The sequence below is a fragment of the Agrobacterium sp. ST15.16.024 genome (genome assembly GCF_027956545.1).
Taxonomy (GTDB): domain Bacteria; phylum Pseudomonadota; class Alphaproteobacteria; order Rhizobiales; family Rhizobiaceae; genus Agrobacterium; species Agrobacterium cucumeris.
Window position 1 is genome coordinate 1 of sequence record NZ_JAQKGO010000022.1, and the last position, 16418, is coordinate 16418.

12 protein-coding genes are annotated in these 16418 nt (G+C 56.8%); all 12 read right to left on the bottom strand.

Annotated elements, in window-relative coordinates; all coding sequences use genetic code 11:
* Positions 1-670: 670 nt before the first annotated feature.
* The 12 genes from PL640_RS25185 to PL640_RS25240 all read right to left on the bottom strand — a co-directional run bounded on the left by PL640_RS25185 (position 671) and on the right by PL640_RS25240 (position 15870).
* A complete protein-coding gene (locus PL640_RS25185; protein ID WP_077768168.1) occupies positions 671-1000 on the bottom strand; it encodes a hypothetical protein in 330 nt (109 codons plus the stop codon).
* Between the two features lie 64 nt (positions 1001-1064).
* Positions 1065-2939 carry a LysR family transcriptional regulator gene (locus tag PL640_RS25190; RefSeq protein WP_077768167.1) on the bottom strand — a complete coding sequence of 625 codons (1875 nt, stop codon included), beginning with the start codon at positions 2937-2939 and terminating at the stop codon, positions 1065-1067.
* A gap of 52 nt (positions 2940-2991) precedes the next feature.
* Positions 2992-4317: an MmgE/PrpD family protein gene (locus PL640_RS25195; protein WP_077768166.1), complete on the bottom strand. Its 1326-nt coding sequence runs from the start codon at positions 4315-4317 to the stop codon at positions 2992-2994.
* Between the two features lie 92 nt (positions 4318-4409).
* Complete coding sequence (locus PL640_RS25200; protein ID WP_077768165.1) at positions 4410-5195, bottom strand: amino acid ABC transporter ATP-binding protein; 786 nt, start codon at positions 5193-5195, stop codon at positions 4410-4412.
* Between the two features lies 1 nt (position 5196).
* The gene (locus PL640_RS25205) at positions 5197-5964 is read right to left on the bottom strand and encodes an amino acid ABC transporter permease (protein WP_012475919.1); all 768 of its coding nucleotides are present in this window, start codon (positions 5962-5964) and stop codon (positions 5197-5199) included.
* An 87-nt stretch (positions 5965-6051) separates the two neighbouring features.
* Entirely contained in the window at positions 6052-6774 is a 723-nt protein-coding gene (locus PL640_RS25210) for an amino acid ABC transporter permease (protein WP_012475920.1), read from the bottom strand.
* A 141-nt stretch (positions 6775-6915) separates the two neighbouring features.
* Positions 6916-7815, bottom strand: coding sequence for an ABC transporter substrate-binding protein (locus PL640_RS25215; RefSeq protein WP_012475921.1), 900 nt, complete (start codon positions 7813-7815; stop codon positions 6916-6918).
* Positions 7816-7972: 157 nt separating this feature from the next.
* Positions 7973-9934, bottom strand: a complete 1962-nt coding sequence (locus tag PL640_RS25220) for a hydantoinase B/oxoprolinase family protein (protein WP_077768164.1) — start codon at positions 9932-9934, stop codon at positions 7973-7975.
* Between the two features lie 2 nt (positions 9935-9936).
* The gene (locus PL640_RS25225) at positions 9937-11988 is read right to left on the bottom strand and encodes a hydantoinase/oxoprolinase family protein (RefSeq protein ID WP_012475923.1); all 2052 of its coding nucleotides are present in this window, start codon (positions 11986-11988) and stop codon (positions 9937-9939) included.
* A 260-nt stretch (positions 11989-12248) separates the two neighbouring features.
* Positions 12249-12998 carry a histidine utilization repressor gene (gene hutC / locus PL640_RS25230; protein ID WP_161596396.1) on the bottom strand — a complete coding sequence of 250 codons (750 nt, stop codon included), beginning with the start codon at positions 12996-12998 and terminating at the stop codon, positions 12249-12251.
* A 203-nt stretch (positions 12999-13201) separates the two neighbouring features.
* The gene (hutH, locus tag PL640_RS25235) at positions 13202-14731 is read right to left on the bottom strand and encodes a histidine ammonia-lyase (RefSeq protein ID WP_012475925.1); all 1530 of its coding nucleotides are present in this window, start codon (positions 14729-14731) and stop codon (positions 13202-13204) included.
* A gap of 182 nt (positions 14732-14913) precedes the next feature.
* On the bottom strand, positions 14914-15870 hold the full coding sequence (locus tag PL640_RS25240; protein WP_077768163.1) for a DUF3830 family protein: 957 nt from the start codon (positions 15868-15870) through the stop codon (positions 14914-14916).
* Positions 15871-16418: the final 548 nt, after the last annotated feature.

Sequence of the window (16418 nt, forward strand, 5' to 3'; positions counted from 1 at the left end):
CGCAGCATGCCGTTCACGAAGTCGAGGTTCGTGAAGTATTGGTTGTTTGTCCCGACCGCGAAGGTGCCGGTCCGGATATCATGAAGCTCCTTCGGCTCGATATGGAGGATTGCCTTTGTTGAAAGCGTGATCTCTGCAACGAGCTGTCGGAGGTCGGGAGCGACTTGCCTGCAGGCCATGTGTTATGAACAAGAAGGTGGAAGCAAATAGATGATGTTAGGAAAGGGTGGGATTGCAGGGTGGGCAGGCACGATACTTATAGTGGAAAAAGGTATGGAGCAATTTCGCCGAAATCTGGGTGGGCCTTCTAAATATTGGGCGGGCCGCCCACGTAACTATAATTGCAGGGGCCCACCAGGTTAATTGCGTGGCCGCGTTGATTGGGTGATATTATTACCTAACATGAGATTGTTATTTGACAGGATATATCCCCTTGTCTAGTTCGTCAGTTCGTCAGTTCGTCAGTTCGTCAGTTCGTCAGTTCGTCAGTTCGTCAGTTCGTCAGTTCGTCAGTTCGTCAGTTCGTCAGTTCGTCAGTTCGTCAGTTCATTAACATTGCTCCGCGCTTGCCTGATTTGAGAGGTTGTCTCTGCACGGGTCTGCAGCGACATATGGCTACGAGGACCTACCTTGCCGATGAGCCGTATCCATCCGGCGTAGGCCGCGGGGTTTATGATCTCGGCTCGTCTGCCATGATGCGTTCGATCCTTTCGGGATCACATTGCTCATCGACGCGGAATTGCCGGACACCGCCCTCGCAGGTGCGGATACCGGCGAGGAATTCCTTTAAGCTCTCGATGCCCCGGTCGGTGAAGGTCGTGACGCCCTCTTGGCTGCCGTCATGGGCATGGATCATCTCGCCGTAATCGATATTGTCTGAGTTGCTGGCGATTTCCTGGAGGAGTTCGAGGTTCTCGCCGATCAGCGAAGCAACATAATCGATCGTGTAGACATGCGTCGGGCGCGCTGACCTTGCCCCGTTGTGAGCCGCTAAGCGCATTGTCCTCACCACCAGCTCATGTGCTGTAACGCGCGAAGCTGTCGCAGGCTGTACCCTCTATAAGTTAAGGTACAACTCTGCCGTTGGATGAATTAGCCTCCTGAAACGCTTCCTTTACGTGGCTGATCAAAGCACGTTCAGTCTCGTTAAGCGGCGTGGAGGTGGAGAATATTGCCCATAGTCGCCGCGGCGGGACTAAATGGTCGAGAGAGAACGTGTCCACGATCCCTGCCTCGATCTCCTTGATCATCACCGACGCTGGCAAGATCGTGCCAAGAGGTGAACGACGCAAAACCGAGACGATCAGAGGTACCGAACCCAACCGCATTACCGGCTCGAGCTGCACAGTAGACTTCGCAAGTGCCGTCAGAAGAGTTTGATGCATTGTGAGCTGTGAAGGTGCCAGAAGGAGCGGGATGCTCCTCAGCTCGTCTGCCGAAACTCTCTCGGCCTGAGGCGCAAAATTCAGCTTCCTATTGACGATCAGGACGACGTCTTCGCTGCGGCCAATTAGTAGAGAGCCTACTTGCGGATCGATCCTACCAACGACAGCAATATTGAAACGGCCGGTTAGAACGCCATGATGCAGTACATGTCGAGGGCCCTCCACAACCTCGATTTGGCAGTTCGGAAATTCATTGTGAAATGCGCTAAGCGCCACGGCCATGCATTCGGACGTCAAGGAATCTGCGCTCCAACTCACCGGTAACGCAATCCGAATTGATTGTTCAAAGGCCGCAGCTATGTGGCTTCGTTCGCCCAGAGTGTCGTTGAAAGCCCTCTCAACGCCGACAAACAGCGAATGCAGCCTTTCAGCATCATCGGTCGGTTCAGAACCGGTCTTCTTCCGGTCGATAAGCCTTGTCCCGAGCGCATATTCGATCTGTTCAAGCTGGGCCGGTATCATCGGAGCAGTCCGTCCGGCGACGCGGGCAGCGCTCGCCATGCTGCCGGTCTGCACCACACGATTCACGGTAGAAATCTGCTTCAGGCTAACCTTGGGATGGAAATTCGTGGCTTCGGACCAGCCCGAAGGGGCCTCGACGCCTTTGCGGACATCATTTAGCAGATTTAACAGAAGTTCATGGTCGTTAGAGAGCTCTGCGGTCACGCAGCACGACGGACTGCGAATTACCGGAACCGCAGTGATGCCCTGGATGCGAAGACGCTGGGGTACAGTCAGTTGGGGCAGAAGTAGATCCGACTTGCGGATGTCGTCGATGAGCCCTCGGAGATCCTGCAGACTTCGATCGGTGGTGGAAATCCGTGATGTCGCGATACCGCTGGAGCGGTCGAATTTCGTGTCGCTTTGCAGTGTACCCGGCAGATCGGGAATTTCGGTTTTTGGAGCAATGTCACCACGCTCGGGTCGCTCCCCAACCGTATGGGTCAGCCTCGTCCAATGGTCTGGAGCAACGACAACAGAAGGTCCGGATACCCCAGTACCGATGGTATGTTGGATCTTGAGCTGCCCGAGTGGCACCGCGTCTGACAGAAGATGGCTGGGACCGTTCTGCATTCCGAAGGCGCCAGTACCCGTGAAGATCAAGTCTACATAAGGGTGGTCGGGTTTGGAATGGAAGCGGCGGATCGCCGTGATTACAGCGTAGGAAATTGCTGTCCAGGTATAGTCAACGTCTAATTTGAGGATGACGGGCGCCGAAGGCGCCGCGCTGCCGCCAAGTTTGGCATGACTCAAATATTCCTCGGCAAGGAGGAGACGAACACTGCGATTGTACAGCCAGACCGCCGAGCGTAGCGGAAAGGAGTTACGCCCTTTGCGACCAAAAAGCGTCACTCCAATCTGGGCTTCGAGCGTGCTGAGCTTGGCACTCAATGCCGATGGTGTGAGACCAAGCTTCGCGGCCGCATGCGCCATCGTTGGACTGTCGCAACTGACAACGAAAGCTGCCAGATGCGGAAAGTCGATCTTGGGCATACTAACCTCGGATGAATGTGCGCATCAGAACCTTGCGCGAGCTCTGGAGACCCTATGCTGAAAAGATATCGGACAACCGGGTTGCCTTGTCCAGATCACGGATCGCCCAAACATGCTTTCCGAAATCGGCCACCCTCGACTGCCTTGCGCGGGAAATGCCTCCCGCCAGTTTCCTGGTGATTTCCTCCCATCCGGCTGGATCGTCGGGCGCCCCTCGCGGCACACGCCGCCGCTCGGCCAGTCGCTTTCCGTCCAGGAAGACCACTTCGATGTCGGGGTTGTCCGAATCCTCACTCCGCGCGAACATCGCCACCTTGACCAATAGCTCGGAAACGTCCTCATGTGCGATGGCGTTCGTTTCAAAATCGTTCAGCGTTAACTCGCCTTGGAGCAGGGCGGTCGCCACCGTATAGTTCATGCTGAACTTCGCCTCGATTCCCGTTCTCGGCTTCGGAAAGCGCAGATAGCGGATGCACTCGTCGCGGACGAAACAGTTGATCCGTTCGATCGCTTTGATGTCGAAACCAGACAGCGCTCGGATCGTCAATGCGCCATCAATTGCAAGATGGGTGCAGCTGCAGCAAGGATAAAGCTTTACTGCAAGGCCGGGGGTAACAAGTTCCCAAGGGTTGCCGAGAGCTGGCAACGTTGCTGCTGATCCGCCTGTGAATGCATCCAGGAAACCGGATGGTGCCTCAAGGATGCCAGATCCGGCCGTGAAGTCGCTTTCTGCCAGCTTTGCAGCAAGGAAGCCAGCTTGAGCGGCCCGGCCGCAATGCAAACTCTTCGTCATCGTTCCGGTGTTGCCAAGGATGCCCCCGGCAAAGGAGCACGCGATCGCGAGTGCGTGCTCCGTTTGGCGCGCGTCGAGGCCACGCAAGTTGGCCGCAGCGCCGGCAGCTGCGAGAGTCCCGAGCGTCGACATCGTATGCCACCCTTGGCGCGTATGTGCGCTGCCCACTGCGATGCCAAGCTTGCAGGCGATCTCGATCCCGACTGCATAGGACCGCAGGAATGCCCGGCCGCTCGCTTGCGTTTCGAAGGCCGTCGGCAGCAGCGCACTGACGATCGGGGCACTCGGATGGCCATTCATCGAGAACTCGCTCGTATCATCAAAGTCGTCTGCATGCGCGCAGGTGCCGGTCAGAAGAGCCGCCAGTGCAGGATCGCTCCAGCAACCTAGACCAGGGACGGGAATGCCCTCCCGATCGTTCCCTGGTGCGCATACTGCAACGAGAATTTCTACAGGCCGAGACGCCGTGCCAGCATATATGCAAGCGAGTGTGTCGGCCACATGGATCTTTGCGCGCTCGGACACAGACTGAGGCACTTCCCGCACATGGGCGATGAAGTCGGAAAGCTCGGCTGTTATGGACATGACAATGTTCGGACTTGTGCGCCTTGGAAATGAAGAAAACAGGCCATGTCTTGGGCACCTAGCGGAGACGCCGGCCGTAATTCGCCAACTGTTTAGGAGATTCGCTCCAGGAATTCGGCCGTGCGAGCGTTTTGGGGGCGACCAAAAATCTGCTCTGGTGGCCCCTGTTCAATGATGGAGCCCTTATCCATCACAACGACTCGGTCGGCCACCTCTCGTGCGAAACCCATTTCGTGAGTGACGACGATCATGGTCATGCCCTTGCCGGCGAGTTCTTTCATGACAGAGAGAACTTCGCCGACCATTTCCGGATCAAGTGCGCTGGTCGGCTCGTCAAAAAGAACAATCTCGGGCTTCATCGCGAGAACGCGAGCAATTGCTACACGCTGCTGCTGGCCACCCGAGAGTTGCGCGGGATACTGATCTCGCTTATCGGCCAATCCGACGCGCTCCAGCAGGGCAATTCCTTCCTGGATCGCCTCTTGCCTCGGGCGCTTTAGAACATGAACGGGAGCCTCGATGATGTTCTGCAGAGCGGTCAGATGCGGAAATAGATTGAAGCGCTGGAAAACCATGCCAACATTCCTGCGGATTGCGGCCTTTTCCTTCTCGCTGAGTGGGACCTTTTTACCGCCTGCGAGCTTGTTGCTCACAAGTGCGCCATTCAGGTAGATCTCACCGCTCTGGATTTGCTCCAGATGATTGATACAACGGATAAGCGTCGTTTTGCCGGAGCCGGACGGACCGATGACGACAACGGTCTCCTTAGGTTGGACCGTCATTGAAACATTCTTGAACACGCTCAGGGTACCGAACGACTTGCTTACGCCGCGGAGTTCCACGGCAGGTGCCACGCTGGCTTTGGATTGATCGGCCATTTCAGGTTTCCATCTGTAACAGGTTGGGGGCGTTCGACTCGGGCTCGCGCGCAGCAGTGCGAGGACTCCAGGACAGCCGGTTCTCGATCCATTGTTGAAGGACGGTCCACACCCCGGTCAGCACGAGATAGTAGACGGAGATCGCCGCATAAACTTCGAAGGTCTTGAAGTTTTGCGATCGCAGGCTGTCGGCGACGTGTACGAGTTCTGGAACGGCGATGACGCTCAGGAACGCAGTGGTCTTGAACATCATGTTGCATTGGTTTCCGAGCGAGGGGAGGATGATGCGAAGCGCCTGGGGGAGGATGATCCGGCGCATCGCCAACGACGGCAACATGCCCAATGCCTGTGCGGCCTCGCTTTGTCCTTTCTCGACCGATCGGATGCCGGCCCGCGTGATCTCGCTCATATATGCTGCTTCGTGCAAGCTGAATGCGAATATGCCAGCGACAATCGCTCCGCTGATGGAAAACGCCGGCGTCGTGATTGTCGACGGGAAGATGTCAACACCGATCAGGTAGGGCAGCCCAAAATAGATTAGAAACAACTGCACGAGGATAGGAGTTCCTCGGAAGAACCAGACGTAAAGCCAGTTGAAACCTCTAAGCGCGCCATACAGGCTCAGTCCGAATAGTGCCAGGAACAGTCCCGCAATGATCCCGACCGCCATTGATGTGAGAGTGACGGAGACGGTGAGCCAGACAGCATATATAAGCTGCGGTGGTGGCGAGAAAACCAGCTCGAGGAAATAGTGCAGGTCAAAGTTCATGATTGAGCTCCCGGAGCAACTTCGCCGCCTTCATGAGACCGAGTGGCGTTCGAGCGACTACGCTCGCCGAATTGGGTGCGGACCAGGTCATATCGAAACGAAGCCCTTTGAATAACGCTTCTCCAATGCTTCTTGGAGAAAGCTCCAAGCGGTTGTGAGCGCGAGGTAGTAGATCGATACGCCGAGATAGACCTCGAAGGTTTTGTAGGTCACTGAATTCACTGCGTCGGTGATAAACAGCATCTCTGGAACCGCGATCAGGTACAGCAACGATGTCGCCTTGAACATGCCGTTCATCTGATTGCCAAGTGGAGGCAACATGATGCGAATTGCCTGTGGCAGAATGATCCGCTGCATGAGAAGCCCCGGCGTCATGCCGACGGCCCTGCCGGCATCCCACTGGCCATGGTCGACCGAAGCGATAGCGCCGCGAGAAATTTCGCTGAAGTATGCCGCCTCATGGAGCGCGAAGGCGGTCACCCCCGCGACAATCGCCCCGCTGATCGAAATGAAGCCGAACAGATGCACGTCCTGCGGAAAAAGATCGACATTCGTCAGATAGGGGAGGCCGAAATAGATCAGAATGACCTGCACAAGGAGCGGTGTGCCGCGAAACACGAAGATGTAGGCGCTGTTGAACCAGCGGAGCACGCGCCATCGTGATAGTCCGAACAGGGACAAGACAAGCCCCAACACCACACCGATGACCATGGACGCGAACGCGACCAGAACCGTCGTGAGCAGACCGCGCAGAAGGGCGGGCCGGGGATTGAAGACAAAATCCAGGAAAAAGGCGATATCGAACTGCATGTCGATAATGTCCCCGTTTCTTATTGTGTTCGAGTTCCGTTGCCGAGGACCTTACCTCTTGCGCGGAGGGCTGCCGCCGAAGCGGCAGGCCAGGAGTGTACACCTACTCGAACCTATCGAGCGTTGGGCATCTGCGGAAAATCATGGGCACTGCTTGTCGTTGCGGCAAAGCTCGACATGGCCGTCCATGCCCCAGGTCTTGGCGGCCTGCTCGACATAGCCGCTTTCGTAGAGAGAGACATAAGCCTTGCGTACGGCTTCTTGCAGCGCAGGGTCGTCCTTGCGAAGCACAATACCGATGGTGAGGGGGTCGATCGGTAGACCGCCGATCTCATATTTATCGCCGGTGAGCTTCTTGAAGTAGGAGAGTGTCATCGCGTCGCTCACGAAAGCGTCCACACGTTTCAGATCGAGCTGCCGGAACGTGACCGTATTCTGCGGATAGGACTGGATCTCGATCGGTGGCTTGCCTTCGGCGCTGACCTTGGTGTTGGCTTCCTTCAGTAGGCGTTCGTTGGTGCTCGAGACCAGAACCGCGACGCGGTGTCCTGAAAGATCCTCGTAAGTCTTGATATTGAGGGGGTTTCCTTTCGGGACAAGGAGGCCCATCCGCTCGCGCACGTACTCCACGAAATTGTATTTTGCGACGCGAGCTAGACTTTTCGAATTGTTCGACATGACTGCATCGCATTTACCCGTGTCCAAAGCAGCGAAGATACTGGCGAACGGATAGTGGACGACTTCGGTTTTGATACCCATCGCCGGGCCAATCGCCGACATTACGTCAACATTGAAGCCTTTCGGCGTGACGCCGTCTTCATCCAGGAAGCCGCCGGGGGGATTGCCGAGTTCGGTGCACATGACAATCTTGCCGGCCTTCGCCAGTTTTTCGGTTGGCTCGACGCTCTTCGTGATTCCCGAAGCCGCCTGGCTGTTTTCATATGCTTTGCCTTCGGATGGCTCCGCCGCCTTTGCTGCCGGTGCGATACAGACTCCGGCAAGAAGTAGATTCACGATCAATGCGTAAGAACGAATTCTCATTGTATTCCCCTTTCTTCTTCACGATGTTAGATCGTTTTCACTACGCGGGACGCATCTCCTGTGATCGAGAATTACGTCCAGGTGTTTTGGTTTCGGCAATGGGCGATGGTCGCTGGCTATTCTCCGCTGTTGTTGTCATGGACGCACCGCTAAGCTGTCATTGCTGCAAAAGCCGGTTTTCCTCCGCGAGTGCATTCGGGATTAAATCGAGCGTCGCTCTTTTGCTTTCCTTGATGAAGCGCGAAACCGTATTGCGTACGAGGGTTGCTCTGACCGAAGCGTCATAATCAAAAGAACGGACGGCCAGGGCAGCCCGGACGTCGATGGGCCAGATGGCGTCGAACGCCTGTCGCGTTTCACAATGCGAGAATCGGTTGTTGCCCTTGATCATGGCCGACCTGGCTGCCTCAGTGGCCTTCATATCGATCGTGAAGTCATCGCGAATTACCACCCCGTAGGCCGCGCGAGCTTTTTCAGCTGAGACGACGCCCCGCTTTACGTCCGCGAGCACAAGCTCGGGATCTCTCTCTGACGCTGGCCCAAACCCGCCCCCCGCCGGAGTGATCAGGCGGACGACGTCACCCCGCTTGAAGTGGAGAACGTCAATCTTGCCGATCTCACGTTCATCCTTCGTGTCGGGGTTGACGATGACGCGCGCGAGGGATCCGGCTTCGCCGCCCATGATACCCCATGGAGTGAATTTGAGCCGATCCATGCCGCGCACCGTCATGACGGCCTCAACGTCGGTGTTCTCCAGATCCAGGACCACCGAGGCGCCGCTGCGCCAACGACCCGGTGCCTGGCTGTCGATGACAAGGCCGTATCGTTGAACGCGCATGATAGTTTCGACTTCGATAGTCTCCGCCGGCACGGTCAAAAGTGAGCCCGACCGGTTGTCGACGCCATCGATACCGTCGTGTCCTATTTTACCGCCACCGCCGCCGCAAATTGGATTGATCACGCTCACACGCTTGCCGCCATGAAGACGGTCGCGTCCGGTGACCACGATGATCCCCGACATACCCGGGCCAGCTGCGGCCAGTCCTCCGGGGATTGCGGCGTTCAAGCAACCAAGCACAACGTCGTAGACGCGGGTCGACGCGGTGACGCGTGATCCGCCGGCGGCTGGGAAGTTCGCATTGATGATCGTTCCGCGGGGAGCGATGATCTTGACCGGCCGCAGAAGGCCACGGTTCCGGGGAGCGTCTGGCGCCTTTGTCAGGATATAGTAGATTAGCGATTGCAGGGTATAGGGATGTGTGGTCGAGCCAGTGACATAGTTGAAGGCTGCGAGGACCTGAGGATCCGTTCCGGTAAAATCAAACAGTAAATCGCTGCCGGTGACCGTCATCTTCGCATGGATATTGATGAATTCACCGGCCTTCATACCCTCAATGTAGTCGGCGAACTCGTAAATTCCGTCGGGAATTTCGGCGATAACCTCCCGGGCCCTCGCTTCTGATAGGGCGAGCGTTGCATCCATCCCGTCGATGACTTCCTGCGTCGAATACCGATCACAGAGTTGGCCGAGACGCACATCCATGCTCTTCATAGCAGAGAACATTGCTTGGATATCGCCCCACAGCTCCGATGAGATGCGGCTGTTATCGAGCAAAATGTTTCTGACGGCCTCGTTGAGAACTCCCTCGCGATACAGAAGCACGGGGCGGAGCCTCAGCCCCTCCTGAAATGTTTCCGTAAGTGTCGGCGCTATGCTTCCGGGAACCGCGCCGCCGATGTCTGAGGCATGCACGAAGGCCCATGCCAGCGCTATGAGCCGGCCGTCGCGGAAGATCGGATGCACCAGCGACACATCCATCATATGGGTGACCATGCCGTCGCTTGAGAATGGATCATTGGTTATGATGCAGTCTCCAGGCTTCAGGGAGGAAATTGGGATATCACCGAGACCGCCCTTGACCGACAGTCCGATGAAGGCGCTGACACCGGTATTTACGGGGTAGGCGAATGCTTCACCCTCAGCATTTGCCAATGCGCACTGGAAATCCTGAACGAGCTTCACGAAGGTTGTGTGAGCCGTACGCTGAAGGGTCGAGGATGCTTCTTCGACGATCGCGTTGAACCGGTTCGCCATGATTGCAGTTTGTACGGGATCCATTTTTACTGCCTCCGCGTCAGTGCGAGTGCGCCGGTTGCGAGGGCGCTCGCGTGAAATGCTGCTGGTACGAGGACGGTAGAATCGTCCTCCTCGATGACGCACGGCCCCTTGACCGTGCTGCCGACAGTCAGGTCCTTGCGCCGATAGGTGCTGGCGGAAGGATGGAGCTTTCCGGCAATGCGGATGTCGCGCTGCCCAACGGGCGCAATTTCAGCACGAGGCCCAAGTGGAGCGTGCTCGTCTGGAGGCATAGGCAGACTGCCCCGGACACGCACGCGCAGTTCAACGAACTCCACTGGCGCAGCCGTGTCGCAATGGCTGTAAAGCCGCAGATGCTCATCATGGAAACGATTGGCAATAGACGTAAGATCGGGAAATCTGCCATGACTGACAGGCACTGCGACCGCGACTTGGAATGACTGTCCCCTATATCTCAGCTCGGCCCAGAACTCGTGTTCCACCGAAACCAGTCGGGATCCGTCGATCTGGTTCGATAACCAGACCAGGGTCTCATCCTTGAGCTTTTCGAATTCCGCCGCCACGAGTTCGTCGGTGACGGTCGAACCCTGGATCACCGCAATGACATCGTGTGTAAGTGAAGTCACGACCCCGCCCCGAGCGCAGAAGACCGAGGGAGCGGGCGGCACGATGATCGAATTGATGCCGACCTCATCGGCCAGAAGCGGACCATGTAGCGCACCATTGCCGCCGAATAGCACGAGGGTGACGTTTTGCGGGTCGAGGCCATGGGCGGCAAGATAGGGCAGAATGCGGCTTACCATATTGGAGGTAGTCACCGACAAGCACGCGTCAGCCGCTTCGGCAGTCGAGACGCCGAGCTGCTGCGCCACGGAGGAGTAAGCAGAAGCGGCGCGATCGACATCGAGGCGCATCGCGCCCCCGAGGAAATTCTCGGCGTTCAGATAACCGCACAGGAGGTAGGCATCCGTAACCGTCGGCATGTCGCCGCCGCGGGCAAATGCAGCCGGTCCAGGAAAAGCGCCGGCACTCTCCGGACCGACTCGCAATGCAGGACCATTCAACCGCACCAGAGAACCGCCGCCGGCGCCGATCGCTTCAATTTCGGTAACGGGCAGGGTGATCGGGAAATCGCCGACCGCGCCTTGTGCCGTTACCGTTGGTTGGCCCTGGCGGACCAAAGAGACGTCCGTACTTGTGCCGCCCATGTCGAAGGTCAGCATATATTCATGCTTATTGGTGCTGGCGATGGTTTGGGCGGCGGTGATGCCGGAAGCAGGACCGGACAATAGGGTATGCACCGGAAAGTTCATGGCGTCGGCGAGGCCAAGCGCGCCGCCGTTTGACCGTGTCACGTAGAGGCGCGCCGAAGTCAGGCGCGAGTTCACATACTGCTCAATGTCGTGGAGATAGGACTTTACACGCGGCTTGACGTAGACGTTCAGGGTTGCGTTGACCGCACGCTCGTATTCGCCCATGCGAGGCCAGATGTCGCTCGATATGCAGACATCGATTTCAGGTGCCGCCGCCGTGATGATGTCGCGGACCTTTCGCTCATGTGTAGGATCGCGGAAGCTGTGCAGGAGGACTACTGCTATGGAGGACACACCTTCGGCGCGAACCGCGGCTACGGCCTTCCTGACTGCGCCTTCGTCTACCACGGTCAACACCTCGGCATCCGCGCTCAATCGTTCGGGAACCTCGAAGACCAGGTTTCTGGGCACCAGCGGCAGGGCGCGCGATGAAAAGAGATCGATCGGGTTCTTCAGACGCAGTCGCTGCAGCTCAAGGATGTCCCTGAAGCCTTCCGTTACGAATAGCGCTACCGGTTCAGCCGAGCGTTCGATCACAGTGTTCGTGCTGACCGTCGTTCCGTGCATGACGATGACTTCGTCGCCATCCTCAACCTCAAGCGCCTCCAGTAGCGGCTCGAAACCGTTTTGGAAACCCTGTGCGAAATTCGGTGGAGTAGAGGGCACCTTCAGGCGCTTGATCCCTTTTCCGGAATCCGCTCGCCATCCTACGAAGTCGGTGAAGGTGCCACCAATATCCACGCCAATCCTAACCAGTGCCATCGAATATTTCCCATTTCCTCACTTGTCTGAAGGCAAAACGATACCTGCATGGCCCGTGGGGCCACGTCGGCAAGTCATCTGCATTCAGCGTTTGATGAGCTATCTTGAGACAGAGCATCAGAGTTGCGTAGTGCAGTTTTATTAAATTGGGTGCATAGTTTTTTTGAAGTGGATGCCGCCTCGGATTCTTGGCGGCACTTCTTGTCACAAAAAACAGCGCCACAGGGCGCTGCTTGTTCCTTATCGTTCGAAGTCGCCGCTTATGGACCGACGGGAAGCGTATTCGGTTTGAAGCGGACGACGAACCGGTGACGGTCGCCAGGGTAGATCAGGCGCACGAATGTGATTAAGTCGCCCTCCAGCCAAGTCCGGCGCGCAATCGAAATGCAGGCCGTGCGCTCGACCACCTGTAGCCTCCTCGCCAGGATCGTATCAGCCGACACGGCGCGGATTGAATGCTCGCCTTCAGTAAAAGGGATGTTCTGAAGCAGCCAGCTTCCAGGCGGTTCGTCTTTGAACTGTTGGCGTTCGGCCTGTGGAACGGCGTCAAGATTGATCTGCCGCGTTTCCATTGTGAACGGAAGATTGTCGGCATAGTGCATAACTTCGAGGGTTAGGAGCCGTGTGCCAACCGGGACTCCTACATGCCGCGCATCGAGCGCGTCGGTGGCCTTTCGGATGCTGCGATCGGTAATCTCGAACGTATAGGTCCTGTCGATTGCCAGCACTTCTGCGCGGATATCCTGAATATGCATCAGCGGCTCTTCAATACGCGGCGGCGCGACGAAGGAGCCGGAGCGGCGCTTTCTCGAAATCATGCCCGAGGCTGCAAGGCTCGACAGGGCCTTGTTCACCGTCATGCGGGAACAATTGTAAATATCAACCAACTCGCGCTCAGGCGGGATGCGGAAGCCGGAGCCCCACTCGCCAGTGGCTATCTTGTTTTCGATGTCACGCTGAATCTCCAGATAACGCGACGACGCCTGTTTGTCTGTCGCGACTTCATCCATTGCTGGTCGATTCATTGTTAAGGAAGCGAGCATCAGTCACCAGTCGTACCTCTTTCACCTGTATTACAAACCTTTTATTGGTCTATAACATATGGTGCTTTGGCCGTATACCAACCGTGCTCATCGCAACAGCTCAATAAACTTTCTGAACGTCGGGAAGGGAACGCAGGGAGCCGCCCCTTCCCGGCTTATTCAGTCGAATATTAGAGCAACGGCAAAACATCCTTCGAAACGGGCGTTGCCAGGCGGCCGGTCGCAACGAGCTCCGTCGCGCGCTTGAGGTCTTCGGCCATGTATCGGTCGTCTTCGAGTTTCGGCACGGCGGTGCGAATAACCTTGCGAACTGCATCGAGCTCCGAACTGGAGGTGAGTGGCGTTCTCAAGTCAATACCCTGGGCTGCGCTCAGCGCCTCGATGCCCACAATCGAAAAGAGATTGTCGGTCATCTGCAGGAGACGCCGCGCGCCATGGCAGGCCATCGACACGTGGTCTTCCTGGTTAGCCGAGGTAGGGGTCGAGTCGACAGATGCCGGATGCGACATCTGCTTGTTCTCTGACATCAGCGCGGCCGAGGTTACCTCCGCGATCATGAAACCCGAGTTGAGGCCCGGCTTCGGCGTAAGAAACGCCGGCAGGCCATAGCTCAGGACCGGATCGACAAGCAGCGCAATGCGGCGCTGAGCGATCGCGCCGATCTCGCAGACGGCGATTGCAATCTGGTCCGCCGCAAATGCTACTGGCTCGGCGTGGAAGTTGCCACCGGATACGATCGTGCCGTCGGACAGGACGAGCGGGTTGTCCGTCGCGGCATTGGCTTCGATCATCAACGTGGCGGCGGCTTGACGTAGCAGATCGAGGCAGGCGCCGGCGACCTGAGGCTGGCAGCGAAGGCAATACGGATCTTGTACCCGCTCATCCCCCTCTTCATGGCTAGCGCGGATTTCGGAACCCGCCAACAGCCTGCTCAGCGCGCTGGCCACGTCGATCTGGCCCTGGTGGCCGCGCAGGGTGTGGATTTCTGGATGGAACGGCGCAGTGGAACCCATTGCGGCGTCCGTCGATAGCGCGCCGGAAATGAGGGATGAAATGAGAGCTCGGTGGGCGCGAAAGAGGCCGGCCAATGCCAGCGCCGTCGAGGTTTGGGTGCCATTGATCATGGCAAGACCTTCTTTGGCCTTCAAGACGATAGGGGTGAGGCCCGCCTTTGCCAATGCCTCTTTGGCTGGCATGACCTCACCGTCGAACTTCGCCTGACCTTCGCCGATCAGCGCCGCAGTCATATGGGCGAGCGGAGCAAGGTCACCGGAGGCTCCGACCGAACCTTTCTCCGGAATAATAGGGAGAACATTCTTTTCGAGCATCGCGGAGAGAACGTTTATGACCTGTGGTCGCACACCTGATGCACCCCTGCCGAGCGAGATCAACTTCAGCGTCATGATGAGGCGAACGATACCGTCCGGGAGTGGCGCTCCAACCCCACAGCAATGTGACAGGATCAGATTGCGCTGGAGGGTTTCAACGTCGTCGGCGGGAATGCGCACACTCGCCAGTTTGCCGAAACCGGTATTGATGCCGTAGTGAGCGATATCTCCCCCAGCGATCTCGGCGACCTTGTCGGCGGATATCTGCACTCTCTTCAGCGCCGCGGCATCGATCACGGGTGCGAGCGTGCCATCATAAACGGCAGCCAGGGTTTCCAATGAGACTTTTCCGGGAACGAGCGCGTGGGCCATGTTTAGAACCTTTTAGGGGGACAGGAGATCCAGAGGCATACATAATAGCCATGCGTCCTCTATTTTGTATATACCAATACGAAAATGGACCAAATGTAAAGCGCCGCGCAGCAAAAATACGAACAGCGGCTCTAAAGAGGTGCCGCTCTAATGCCGTCGTGGTGGCAACGGATTGATTATGTTCACTGAACCGGATTGAAACGACCGTGAAACTCTTGCCCGTTGACGGCTCGCCCGTAGAACATTCCTAGATACCACGGGAAGTAATGGTAGGACCACGCGCATAGGCGATTGCCATACATAATGAAGGTGCGGAGCAGTGTTTTGAGTTCTTCCTTGTCGTCCGTCTGCTTCATCGCCATACGAAGTTTGTTCGAGAAATCCAGCAGCGTGTTAAGACCGGAATAGCCGAGATACTCCGAATACGCGGGATCGAATGCTTCAACGGCGGCCACAAAGTCGTCGTGCGAGAGCGTATCGATAAGTTTGAGGAGCGGGTAGGCGGTGTACATGATATAGTCGCGGAGCATGCCGTTGGCGAAGTCCCAGGCAGTGAAAAACTGACCGTAGGTCCCGGTATCGCCGATCTGTCCCGTTCGGATCTTACGCAGATCCTCCGGCTCTACCGTCTGGATGCGCTTGGCTTCGGCGTAGAACTCGGCTGCGACGCCCTTGAGGTTTCCGAAGCGGCCCTGTCCATTGAAGGCTTCCGCGGGATCGTGTGGCCTTACCTCTACGAAGATCCTCTCCTTCGCGAAGAACAGATTGTTCCAGATGGCTTTGCCGACGATGGGAAGCAGATGGTGGTATTCCGGACGTACCTGTCCCAGCACCGGCTGCGCCAGGGGCTCAAGGCCCTTGCCATACTGAATGGAAAACTTATTGCCGGTCGCCTGGGAGTATCTCAGATCCCCAACGGCACAATCGACGATCCGCCGACGCAGCCGCACCGGCGCGGTGCTGATCGTCGGCGTCCAAGCATATAAGGACTCGCCGGAAACGACGGGATGAGCCTGCATCACCTTGAATGGCAGGTCCTGCCAAAATTCCTCGCACAATTCAGGGTTATCATCATCCGCCAATTCAGCCACGACCGTGATCTGAAGTTCCGGCCACGCGATATCGATCAATCTTCCCATTTTCAGCGCGCTCCGAAGAAAAATTCGAGCCAGTGAGACCGCGCCCCGAATAGGTATATACCATAGAGGTTGCTCGGCTGGTCGCAACGACGAAATCGCCTTAATCGGCGCTGAGCGAAAGAAAATTCCCATACAAAAAGGCGTATTTGTCTATTTTTGTGCAATTTTGGAATGATGTTAGAGGAATATTTCAGTTTCCGGATCGAGGCGCGGTCGTTTTCTGGCCCGTCAAGCCGTTAGTTTTTGGGCTAAACGTATATTTTCCTAAGCGGTATGCCGGACGAAAATATTAAATGGTCTATACAAAACGGAGTTTATGGCTATGCTAATCCGAGTGGAGGTCACCTGCCACGCACAAGATCAACCATAGGATTCTGAGAAATGTCGTTTAACAGCTTGAGTGACGTCGTTAAGGCGGTGAAGGAAAAGACGGCTGCTTATGAAAGCACCGAGCCGAAGGAGCTTCATGATATCCGGACCGGCACCTTCGCGGTCGGGACAAACAACCAATACTTCACGAACCTCGACTTCGTGAACGGCATGCTGCG

What these genes read in the sequence shown, in the direction of transcription:
- PL640_RS25205 (WP_012475919.1), bottom strand. Translation starts at nt 5,964, where the DNA reads ATGAACTTTGACCTGCACTATTTCCTCGAGCTGGTTTTCTCGCCACCA.
- PL640_RS25210 (WP_012475920.1), bottom strand. Translation starts at nt 6,774, where the DNA reads ATGCAGTTCGATATCGCCTTTTTCCTGGATTTTGTCTTCAATCCCCGG.
- PL640_RS25185 (WP_077768168.1), bottom strand. Translation starts at nt 1,000, where the DNA reads ATGCGCTTAGCGGCTCACAACGGGGCAAGGTCAGCGCGCCCGACGCAT.
- PL640_RS25195 (WP_077768166.1), bottom strand. Translation starts at nt 4,317, where the DNA reads ATGTCCATAACAGCCGAGCTTTCCGACTTCATCGCCCATGTGCGGGAA.
- hutH (WP_012475925.1), bottom strand. Translation starts at nt 14,731, where the DNA reads ATGGCCCACGCGCTCGTTCCCGGAAAAGTCTCATTGGAAACCCTGGCT.
- hutC (WP_161596396.1), bottom strand. Translation starts at nt 12,998, where the DNA reads ATGGATGAAGTCGCGACAGACAAACAGGCGTCGTCGCGTTATCTGGAG.
- PL640_RS25215 (WP_012475921.1), bottom strand. Translation starts at nt 7,815, where the DNA reads ATGAGAATTCGTTCTTACGCATTGATCGTGAATCTACTTCTTGCCGGA.
- PL640_RS25240 (WP_077768163.1), bottom strand. Translation starts at nt 15,870, where the DNA reads ATGGGAAGATTGATCGATATCGCGTGGCCGGAACTTCAGATCACGGTC.
- PL640_RS25190 (WP_077768167.1), bottom strand. Translation starts at nt 2,939, where the DNA reads ATGCCCAAGATCGACTTTCCGCATCTGGCAGCTTTCGTTGTCAGTTGC.
- PL640_RS25225 (WP_012475923.1), bottom strand. Translation starts at nt 11,988, where the DNA reads ATGGCACTGGTTAGGATTGGCGTGGATATTGGTGGCACCTTCACCGAC.
- PL640_RS25220 (WP_077768164.1), bottom strand. Translation starts at nt 9,934, where the DNA reads ATGGATCCCGTACAAACTGCAATCATGGCGAACCGGTTCAACGCGATC.
- PL640_RS25200 (WP_077768165.1), bottom strand. Translation starts at nt 5,195, where the DNA reads ATGGCCGATCAATCCAAAGCCAGCGTGGCACCTGCCGTGGAACTCCGC.